We start from the raw sequence: 4,107 nt of genomic DNA, 5'->3' as shown, positions 1-4,107 counted from the left end.
AGCGCAGGGGCGGGCTTCAAAAGCAGTTTCATCCACGCCGCCAATCGTGGTACTTTTTGACCCAAGCCAGCAGCTTCTGTGGCGCGTGTGCGCGCTTCCATTCGCCCGCCGCGTATTTGTTGGCCTCAGACATCGTGGGGTAGGTATGGATGGTGCCCAAGATCTTGTTCAAGCCCAGGCCGTGTTTCATGGCGAGCACGAACTCGGCCAGCACATCTGCCGCGTGTGCGCCGACGATGGTCACGCCCAAAATCTTGTCTTTGCCCGGCACGGTGAGCACCTTCACAAAACCGTGGGCCTCGCTGTCTGCGATGGCTCGGTCCAGATCGTCGATGCCGTACTTGGTGACTTCATAGGCGATGTTCTTCTCTTTCGCCTCTTGCTCGTTCAGGCCCACCCGCGCCACCTCGGGGTCGATGAAAGTCGCCCAAGGAATCACCGAGTAATCGGCCTTGAACAGCTTCCACTCGCCAAACAGCGCGTTGACTGCGGCGTACCAAGCTTGGTGCGCGGCGGTGTGGGTGAACTGGAACGGGCCCGCCACATCGCCTGCGGCGTAGATGTTGGGGTAGAGGGTTTGCAGGTACTCGTTGGTGTCCACGGTGCGGTGCGTGGGGATGCCCAAGTCCTCCAAGCCGTACCCCTGCAAACGCGCCACGCGGCCCACGGCGCACAGCAGCTGGTCAAACACGATGCGTTGTTCTGCACCGGCGTGCTCCACCACCAGGGTCTTTTCGCCGTCAACCCTCTCGCAGCGCAGCGCCTTGTGGCCGGTGAGCACTTGCACGCCATCAGCCTCCAGTGAGGCTTGGGCGAGTTCGCTCACCTCCTCGTCTTCGCGCACCATGATGTGTGCGCCCATTTCCACTTGGGTAACATGCGAGCCCAGTCGTGCAAAGCTTTGCGCCAACTCGCAGCCAATCGGCCCGCCGCCCAGCACCACCAAACGTTTGGGCACTTCATCGAGCTTAGAGAATTCGTCCCACAGGGTGTCACTTGTCACGTAGCCCACGTCGTCCAAGCCGGGCAGGGGCGGCACGAAGGAACGGGCACCGGCAGCGATCACGATGCTGCGGGCCGTCAAGCGTTGGGTTGTACCGTCGTTCAACGCCACCTCCACCGTCCACGGGTTCACCAATCTGCCGTAGCCCTGCAGCACCTCCACACCCAAACCGGTGTAACGCTCAATGCTGTCGTGCGGCTCGATGGCTGTGATCACGTTGTGCACACGCTGCATCACCGCTTTGAAGCTGAAGCTCGGGGCCGCATCGCTCAGGCCGTAGTTCGACGCGTGGCGCATTTGGTGGGCCAGCTTCGCGCTTTTGATCAGCGCCTTGCTCGGCACACAGCCATAGTTCAAGCAGTCGCCGCCCATCTTGTGCGCCTCGATCAGCGTGACCTTGGCTTTGACGGCTGCGGCGATGTAGGCGCTGACCAATCCGCCCGCGCCACCGCCGATGACGATCAGGTTGCGGTCAAAGGTCTTGGGGCGCTGGTCGGCCCAACGGGCATAGACCTTGCGCTTTTGCACAGCGGCCACGATGCGGCGCGCGATCAGCGGGAAGATGCCCAGCAGCACAAAGCTGCCCAAAAGCGCGGGGCTCAAAATGCCTTGCAGCGATTCGAGTTGCGCCAACTGCGTGCCCGCGTTCACATACACCGCCGTGCCCGCCAGCATGCCGATTTGGCTGACCCAGTAATACGTCCACACCTTCATGCGCGTGAGGCCCATGAGCAGGTTGATCAAGAAGAAAGGCACGACCGGGATCAGCCGCAAAGTGAAGAGGTAAAAACCGCCCTCGCGGTTCACACCCGTGTTGATGTCGGCCAGGCGCTGACCAAAGCGCGCCTCCACCCAGTCGCGCAACAAAAAGCGCGATGCCAAAAACGCCAAGGTTGCGCCCACGGTGGACGCAAACGACACGATCAACAAACCCTGCCACAAGCCAAAAATGGCCCCACCGGCCAAGGTGATGATCACGGCCCCCGGAATGGACAGCGCGGTCGCCAGCACATAGACGAGGAAATACACCGCCGCCACCGTGAGCGGCTGCTCGGCATGCAGATAGGCAAAACTGGCTTGGCTGGATTTGAGCTGCTCAAAGCTCAAGTAGCGCCCCAGGTCCAGCGCGACAAAGGCACCGATGGCCAGCGCCAGCAAGAGCAGCAACACAATTTGACGAAGGCGCATGAAAGGGGAACTCCAAAATGGGCAATGGCGTGGCGAGTGGGGCGAAATCGGCGCCATCAACAACAGTGAACCATAACGCCGATCATCTTGCAGTTCGTTGCGGCGCGGCAAAAAGTTACAGGTGATCGCCACCACCCGAGCAAGCCAACTTCCAAGCCAGGTATTCAGAGCGACGCAGCCGGTAGCGGGCCACGCTGCCTTCGTGCAACTGGTGCAGCGCCTCGGCCAGCATGCGGGTGAACGCGTCCTGGTCTGCTGCGGGTACCTGCATGCGCGCCACCACGGTGGCCAGCACCTCTGGGCTGGGCGCTTGCAGGCCCTTGACCACCGCCTGCACGGCCTGAATCAGCGCTTCGCGGTATTTGATTTTGAGGGGGTTCGGCTCCACCATGGTTTGGGTGATGGCCAGATAACGCTGGCAAGAGCGTTCATACGCCCACACAAACACGTCGCGCAACAAATCGACCTCGTTGAATTCATACACGCCCAAAGTGCCTTCGATGTACGCCCGCTCGGGCACGTCGATGAACGACAAGGGGCACAGGTTGTGCTGGATCAGCGGCAAGTTGGCGCCAATGCGCGACACGCGTTTGTTCACATCTTCAAAAGGCTGCAAATACGGCAGCTGCACCATGAGGAAAAACGCCTGCTCAAACGGATCGGGAATGGCGGCGGCTTTGCTCAGCAACAGCTCAAAACAATCTTCAATCACCTGGGGCATGGCGACGGGGTGAAACACCGTGCCCGAAATCTCCACCGAGCGCCGACGCAGACGGCCACTGGCCTGCGGGTCGCGCATCAAGTCTTGCGACAACACGGCATGCAGATTTTTGAACGTGAAGGCATCAAAGCCCACCTCATCGGTGTCCTCGATCAGCATCTCGATGGCGGCTTTGTGGTTCAGGATCATCTGCGTTTCGATGGCGTCCTTGCCCTTCGCGGCCTGTCCATGCTCGATCAGGTTTTGCGTGTCCAGGCGGCTGTAGGTGTTGCCCTCCAGCCGCGATGAAGCCCACGACAAATCCACCAGCAACCGGCTCAAGATGTCGCGGGCGTAGGTGCCTGCGGGTCGTTCGTTGGCGGGCGTGCGGCCCATCTCGTGCAGCTGGCTGCGCAGCGCAGCTGGCAAATAAAACGTGACACGCGGCTGATACGCCTCTAGAAACTCGCGCCGATAACCCACCGGGCGGCGGTGCATCAACGGCTGCCGGACCCGATCACGGATGCTGGCCCCCGCTGGCGAGACCGGCAGATCGGGCTCCGCCTCGGCCACGCCCACAGGAGTAATGACGCCCCCACCACCGCTACTGCCCGCAAGCTGCGCCCAAGCATGCGCCACCGGCTTGTAAACCAGCGCAATGCTCTGCCCCTCAGACGCGATCCGCTGCGCATCGATGAGTTTGAGCAAGCGGCGTTGCAAAGTGCGACGGTTCAGCGACCCGCCTTGTCGCTGTGCCATGGCCGCCTCGATCTCGGCAATGCCAATCCCACCGGGGTGCGCGGCCACGATGGATTCGATCAGTTGCAATTCGTCGGCGGGGGTGATGCGGGGCATGGGGTGGCCTGTTAAGGGGTCATTTGTCTCACTTAAGTGGGAAAGCGTGACTAAGAGCGACAGTATTTAGGGGCATTATGTCGCTCAAAGTGTCACCCTTGCAAGTCATAGTGTCGTGCAATCCGACTTATCGAGGCGTTGACATCCATCTTTCACCGCAAATATTGCGGTGAATAAGCGGCATATTCACCGCAATCGCCTACATAAAAGCCACATTCCCGTTGAATTGAAACCCGCTTGCCTATGCCCGCAAGCTCTGCTGCCGAATGTGCTGGTAAACCAATTGCGCCACGTCCACTTTGTCTTGCGGCGTGTAGGGTGGCTCGGGCATTGACAGGTATGGGGGGATGGTCAATCAGGC

3 protein-coding genes are annotated in these 4,107 nt (G+C 60.6%); all 3 read right to left on the bottom strand.

The window, feature by feature from the left end; genetic code table 11:
• Positions 1-28: 28 nt before the first annotated feature.
• Positions 29-2,191: an FAD-dependent oxidoreductase gene (locus tag ACIQ47_RS14930; protein WP_396438851.1), complete on the bottom strand. Its 2,163-nt coding sequence runs from the start codon at positions 2,189-2,191 to the stop codon at positions 29-31.
• A gap of 115 nt (positions 2,192-2,306) precedes the next feature.
• A complete protein-coding gene (locus ACIQ47_RS14925) occupies positions 2,307-3,746 on the bottom strand; it encodes a Fic family protein (RefSeq protein WP_396438850.1) in 1,440 nt (479 codons plus the stop codon).
• Between the two features lie 152 nt (positions 3,747-3,898).
• On the bottom strand, positions 3,899-4,107 hold a 209-nt coding region (locus ACIQ47_RS14920; protein WP_396438849.1), incomplete at its 5' end, for a hypothetical protein.

Source organism: Limnohabitans sp., assembly GCF_044373035.1.
Lineage (GTDB): Bacteria > Pseudomonadota > Gammaproteobacteria > Burkholderiales > Burkholderiaceae_C > Limnohabitans_A.
Note: the sequence above shows the minus strand (reverse complement) of the source record. Positions and strands in the feature narration are given on the sequence as shown.

Coding starts and splice junctions, on each gene's coding strand:
- ACIQ47_RS14930 (WP_396438851.1), bottom strand. CDS start 2,191: ATGCGCCTTCGTCAAATTGTGTTGCTGCTCTTGCTGGCGCTGGCCATC.
- ACIQ47_RS14925 (WP_396438850.1), bottom strand. CDS start 3,746: ATGCCCCGCATCACCCCCGCCGACGAATTGCAACTGATCGAATCCATC.